7 protein-coding genes are annotated in these 5,950 nt (G+C 63.2%); 6 read left to right on the top strand and 1 reads right to left on the bottom strand.

Annotation, left to right across the window (positions count from 1 at the left end):
* Positions 1–665 precede the first annotated feature (665 nt).
* Positions 666–1,469, bottom strand: a complete 804-nt coding sequence (locus ACZY1I_RS20100; RefSeq protein ID WP_463756220.1) for a thioesterase II family protein — start codon at positions 1,467–1,469, stop codon at positions 666–668.
* A gap of 254 nt (positions 1,470–1,723) precedes the next feature.
* On the opposite strand from ACZY1I_RS20100, the gene sepIVA reads away from it, so the two are divergent.
* The 6 genes from sepIVA (at position 1,724) to ACZY1I_RS20070 (ending at position 5,928) form a co-directional block, all read left to right on the top strand.
* Positions 1,724–2,461: a cell division protein SepIVA gene (sepIVA, locus tag ACZY1I_RS20095; RefSeq protein ID WP_463756312.1), complete on the top strand. Its 738-nt coding sequence runs from the start codon at positions 1,724–1,726 to the stop codon at positions 2,459–2,461.
* A 96-nt stretch (positions 2,462–2,557) separates the two neighbouring features.
* The gene (locus tag ACZY1I_RS20090) at positions 2,558–3,154 is read left to right on the top strand and encodes a YceD family protein (RefSeq protein ID WP_463756219.1); all 597 of its coding nucleotides are present in this window, start codon (positions 2,558–2,560) and stop codon (positions 3,152–3,154) included.
* Positions 3,151–3,876 carry a ribonuclease III gene (gene rnc, locus ACZY1I_RS20085; RefSeq protein WP_463756218.1) on the top strand — a complete coding sequence of 242 codons (726 nt, stop codon included), beginning with the start codon at positions 3,151–3,153 and terminating at the stop codon, positions 3,874–3,876. The genes ACZY1I_RS20090 and rnc overlap by 4 nt, the downstream gene beginning before the upstream one ends.
* Before the next feature lie 385 nt (positions 3,877–4,261).
* Positions 4,262–5,146: a DNA-formamidopyrimidine glycosylase gene (mutM, locus tag ACZY1I_RS20080; RefSeq protein WP_463756217.1), complete on the top strand. Its 885-nt coding sequence runs from the start codon at positions 4,262–4,264 to the stop codon at positions 5,144–5,146.
* A 91-nt stretch (positions 5,147–5,237) separates the two neighbouring features.
* Positions 5,238–5,654 carry an OsmC family protein gene (locus tag ACZY1I_RS20075; protein WP_463756216.1) on the top strand — a complete coding sequence of 139 codons (417 nt, stop codon included), beginning with the start codon at positions 5,238–5,240 and terminating at the stop codon, positions 5,652–5,654.
* Complete coding sequence (locus tag ACZY1I_RS20070) at positions 5,638–5,928, top strand: acylphosphatase (RefSeq protein ID WP_463756215.1); 291 nt, start codon at positions 5,638–5,640, stop codon at positions 5,926–5,928. The genes ACZY1I_RS20075 and ACZY1I_RS20070 overlap by 17 nt, the downstream gene beginning before the upstream one ends.
* The last annotated feature ends 22 nt before the right edge of the window (positions 5,929–5,950 follow it).

The following is a 5,950-nucleotide window of genomic DNA, read 5'->3' as shown; positions in this document are numbered from 1 at the left end:
TACTGCACACTCCCATCCGACTGTCTGCGCTCATTCATTGGTGCGGACCATGGGAACCGTCTGTGGAGCCGCATTGCATGGCATCTAGTCGTTCTAGTCGTCGCCATCGTGAGCTGACTGTCCATCCTGACCATCATGAACACCCCCACCGAAGTACTCCTGCGTGCGAATAGCCGTTTGCCCCTGGACTGAACCCGTTCCCCGCACAACTAATCGCATGTTCAACGGTAATCATCTCTTGGGGAGAGCGCAGCCATAATCAGAAAATTGACACGGTTGCTACTGCTGGTGAGCGAGCCACAACCGAGTAGCGCAGGGGTCTGAACTGCGCTGAATCTCATCGACTCCTACTAGCTTTGTGGTTGCTGTGATTTTTGATGCGTCGGTGACGTATGTGGTCCGGTGGGTAAAGACTTCTACGCGCGGACCGGAGAGCGCGAGGATTTCTGGGACAAGCGTGCGGTTGTGACGAGCGTAACATCCCGGGAGGCGGTGCCCGGCCGACCGTGGTAAGGGTCAGACCGGCCGGGCCCCAATTTGCCCAGCTCGGCGATTTGCCGAACCGTCGCCGATTCGCCGGCGATGTCCAAGATCGGTGAGCATCGTGCGAGGTGGGGCGTGCGTACGTACTGTCTGCTCGTAATGAGGTAGCGGGCGTGGTGCAGCTAAGTCAGGTCTGCCCACTCCAGCGTCCTGGTCTCGATGTCAGTGACCAGTTCCGGGAGGTTGTTGTTCAGATAGAAATGGTCGCCAGAGAATACCCGAATCGTGAACTCGGATGTGGTTCGATCTGCCCACGGCGACATATCTTCCTGCGTTGAAATCCAATCTTTGTCGCCAATGAAAGCATAAATTGGACAGTCTAGCTTCGTTTGCGGCGGAGAATCGTAACCGGCAATAGCGCGTGCGGCGCGCAATGTGGGCAGTGCGCCGACCAAAAATTCCTCGTCACTGAAAAAGTCTGGACTCATGCCCGTCATTTGAGATACCAGATTCAACATCTCGTCGTCGGACATGTCTTTTATCTGCTTGTACCTGATGTGCCCCGGCGCCGAACAGGCGGAGACAAAAAGTGCGATCGCGCGATAACCTGCTGACTGAAAGCGAAAGGCCACTTCAAAAGCCAGCATTCCACCCATGCTGTGACCGAAGAAGGCCACCGGAACGTCTGCGTGAGCGGACGGTTTCATCAGGGCGAAGATTTCGTCTGCCAGGGCGGGAACGCTGGCCAGTGGCGGCAGGCCGGCGCCATCGCGCTGTCCGGGGTACTGCACGGCGATTCGCTTGACGTTGCCAGAAAATTCCTTGGCGAATGGCACGTAATCTTTCGCGGTTCCGCCGGCGTGCGGAAAAATATATAAGGTGGGCGTTTTGGAATTCTGCTCATTATTGCCGGTGGTCGAACGCCCATTCACCGGGCCAGCATAGCCTGGCGCGGATGCGCGGCGATCGAGCCAGCGACAAGGCAAACAGCCTGGTCGGCCCGGTGGGGGTAACCGCGTGCCGGGCCCCAAGGGGACGCCCGAGAGACTGACGGGGCCGGCTGCGGAGGCATATTCTCAAAGCAAACCGTGTGGTTGGGGCTCGGTTACGCCACTGGCCCGTGCTCCGCGGCAGATGAACGCAGCAAAATTCAATCCGACACACCGGAGCCATCACCGGTGTCACAGAGGTAACACCAGGCACACTGGTAACAATTAAACGACGCCAGGAGGGTATGGCCGTGTACCGAGTCTTTGAAGCGCTGGACGAACTCAGCGCGATTGTCGAAGAGGCCCGTGGTGTGCCTATGACCGCGGGTTGTGTGGTGCCCCGTGGCGATGTGCTGGAACTGATCGACGACATCAAAGATGCGATCCCTGGGGAGCTTGACGACGCCCAGGACGTGCTCGATGCGCGCGATTCGATGCTGCACGACGCCAAGTCGCACGCGGACTCGATGGTGTCGTCGGCGACCACTGAGTCGGATTCGATGGTCAACCACGCCCGCGCCGAGGCAGACCGCTTACTTTCGGACGCCAAGGCGCAGGCCGACCGGATGGTGAGCGAAGCGCGCCAGCACAGCGAGCGGATGGTCGGCGAGGCACGCGAGGAAGCCATGCGCATCGGCGCGTCGGCGAAGCGCGAGTACGAGGCCAGCGTCAGCCGCGCCAAGACCGAATGCGACCGACTGATCGAAAACGGCAACATCTCGTATGAGAAGGCCGTGCAAGAAGGCATCAAGGAGCAGCAACGCCTGGTGTCGCAAAACGAGGTCGTGCAGGCCGCCGTCTCGGAGTCCACCCGCCTTATCGACACCGCACACGCTGAAGCAGACCGGTTGCGTGGCGAATGCGACATCTACGTCGACAACAAGCTCGCCGAATTCGAGGAGTTCCTCAACGGGACCCTGCGTTCGGTCGGTCGGGGCCGCCACCAACTGCGCACTGCGGCCGGTACGCATGACTATGTGACCCGGTAGTCACAGACCCGGAAATCTGCCGCTTTCCACGTGGCGGCGCCGGCCCCATAGCTGTCGGACAGTGGAACTGTGCGCTACTGGCCGTAGGATTCCCGTATGGCCAAGCAGCACAGCCAGACGGCGCAGCGACGTGTGGACACGCCGTTGACGATTGAAATCGCCCGGTTGGGTCGCCGTCCGGGCTCAATAATCACCGTCCAGAACACCGTGGACAGTCCTTCGCGCATCGGCGTGGAACTGATCGCGATCCAGCGCGGGGCACCACTGGAACTCGATTTGCAGTTGCAGTCCGTGTCGGAGGGCGTGCTGGTGACCGGGACGGTGGCCGGCCCCACCTCGGGCGAATGCTCACGGTGTCTGTCGCCGATCGAGGGAAGCGTTGAGATCACGCTGACCGAACTGTTCGCGTATCCGGACAGCGTCACCGAGGCGACCACCGAGGAGGACGAGGTCGGGCACGTTGTCGACCACGCCATCGACCTCGAGCAGCCGATCGTCGACGCGGTCGGCCTAGAGTTACCGTTCTCCCCAACATGCTCGCCGGATTGCCCGGGGCTCTGCCCGCAATGTGGTGTCTCGCTGGCAGCCGAACCCGGCCACCACCACGATCTGATCGACCCACGGTGGTCGAAGCTCGCGAAACTGCTGCCACCCGAGGGCGGTGCGGACGGGGGAGAGGGAGGTGAGCGGTGACCCAATCACGACAGACATTGCTCGATGCGCTCGGCGTCGACCTATCTGAAGAATTGCTCTCCCTGGCGTTGACGCACCGCAGTTACGCCTACGAGAACGGCGGGCTGCCCACCAACGAGCGGTTGGAGTTTCTGGGCGACGCGGTGCTCGGGCTGACGGTCACCGATGCGCTCTATCACCGCCATCCTGACCGTTCGGAAGGCGATCTGGCCAAACTCCGGGCGAGTGTCGTCAATACCTTGGCGCTGGCCGAGGTGGCGCGCAACCTGACTGCGGAGGGGCTCGGTGCCCACGTTCTGTTGGGACGCGGCGAATCGAACACCGGCGGAGCCGACAAGTCCAGCATCCTGGCCGACGGTATGGAATCGCTGCTGGGTGCGATCTACCTGCAACACGGCATCGACGTGGCGCGGCAGGTGATCATGCACCTGTTCGGCCCGCTGCTCGACACCGCACCCACGCTGGGCGCTGGACTGGACTGGAAGACCAGCCTGCAGGAACTCACCGCAGCGCGTTCGCTCGGCCCGCCGTCGTACTTGCTGACCTCCACGGGGCCGGACCACGACAAGGAGTTCACCGCGGTAGTCCTGGTGATGGATACCGAATATGGGTCCGGCGTGGGTCGCTCCAAGAAGGAAGCCGAGCAGAAGGCGGCGTCGGCTGCTTACAAGGCGCTGGAGGCGCTGGAAGTGCTCGATTCGGCGGGGAAGTCGTCCGCCTGACCCGATAGCGGCGACCCGTGGCGCCCGGGTTCCCCGGGCTTGCGATCATCACTGGCTCAATGGTGATGACCCGCTGCGCCCGGGTTCCCCGGCCTTGCGATCATCACTGGCTCAATGGTGATGACCCGCTGCGCCCGGGTTCTCCGGGCTTGCGATCATCACTGGCCCGATGGTGATGACCCGCTGCGCCTGGGTTCTCCGGGCTTGCGATCATCACTGGCTCAATGGTGATGACCCGCTGCGCCTGGGTTCTCCGGGCTTGCGATCATCACTGGCCCGATGGTGATGACCCGCTGCGCCCGGGTTCTCCGGGCTTGCGATCATCACTGGCCCGATGGTGATGACCCGCTGCGCCCGGGTTCCCCGGGCTTGCGATCATCACTAGATGCCCGAACTGCCCGAAGTCGAGGTGGTGCGGCGCGGTCTGCAAGCCCATGTCGTGGGCAAGACGATCACTGCGGTCAGGGTTCACCACCCCCGCGCGGTACGCCGTCACGAAGCAGGCCCCGCCGATCTCACCGCGCGACTGCTCGACGCCCGCATTACCGGCACCGACCGGCGCGGTAAGTATTTGTGGTTGCTGCTCGATGGCCCGGACGGCCCGGACACCGAGGCGACGGCAAGTGCCGATACCGCGCTCGTCGTGCACCTCGGTATGAGCGGGCAGATGTTGTTGGGGACGGTGCCGCGTGCCGACCACGTCCGTATAGCTGCACTGCTCGACGACGGGACGATACTGAGCTTCGCCGATCAGCGGACCTTCGGTGGCTGGCTGCTCGCCGACCTGGTTACCGTGGACGGCAGCGTCCTTCCGGAGCCGGTCGCGCATTTGGCCCGTGACCCGCTCGATCCGAGGTTCGATGCCGATGCCGTGATAAAAGTGTTGCGGCGCAAGCACTCCGAGATCAAACGCCAACTGCTGGATCAGCAGGTGGTGTCGGGAATCGGCAATATCTACGCTGACGAGGCGCTGTGGCGGGCCAAGGTGAACGGCGCGCGCATTGCCGACACGCTGACCCGCAAACAGCTGGCCGCGGTGTTGGACGCAGCTGCCGAGGTGATGCGCGAGGCACTGGCCAAAGGCGGCACATCTTTCGATTCGCTGTACGTCAACGTCAACGGCGAATCGGGGTATTTCGACCGGTCGCTGGACGCCTACGGTCGGGAGGGCGAAAACTGCCGGCGCTGCGGAGCGGTGATGCGCCGGGAGAAATTCATGAACCGATCGTCGTTCTACTGCCCGAGGTGCCAGCCACGGCCTCGTGGGTAACGGATGGGGTCGAGCCTGCGTTGACGGCATCGAGACTGCATCTAGGGTGCGCTAGTCGCTCGGTGCGGCGAACTGCAAGAGAGAGGTAGATATGACCGAATTATGGGTCGAACGCACCGGCACGCGCCGGTACACCGGGCACAGCTCGCGGGGCGCGGAGGTACTCGTCGGCAGCGAGGACGTCGAGGGCGTCTTCACCCCCGGGGAGTTGATGAAAATCGCGCTCGCCGCATGCAGCGGGATGTCCAGTGACCAGCCGCTGGCGCGCCGACTGGGGGACGACTACCAAGCGGTGCTCAGAGTGTCGGGTGCGGCTGACCGCGATCAGGAGCGCTACCCGCTCCTCGAGGAGACCCTCGAACTGGACCTCTCGGGACTCAGCTCAGAGGAAAAGGACCGCCTGCTGACGGTCGTCAACCGCGCTATCGATCTGGTGTGCACGGTCGGGCGCACCCTGAAGTCGGGCACGACGGTGAACTTCGAGGTCAACGATGTCGCACGCCCCTGAGTCCGATGTGCGCCTGACCGCATGGGTCCATGGCCACGTCCAGGGCGTCGGCTTCCGCTGGTGGACTCGCTGCCGCGCGCTGGAGCAGGGGCTGACGGGTTACGCCGCCAACCAAGCCGATGGCCGGGTGTTGGTGGTTGCGCACGGTTCGCGGGAGGGCGGTGAGCGGCTGCTGGAATTGCTGCGGGGCGGCAGCACTCCGGGCCGGGTGGACAACGTTGTCGCTGACTGGTCGGAACCTGCGGAGCAGTTCACCGGCTTCGTCGAGCGGTGATCGGCCCTGGCGACGCAAGCGC

The organism is Mycobacterium sp. IDUB_37, from assembly GCF_055419245.1.
This window is presented reverse-complemented; position numbering and strand designations above follow the sequence as displayed.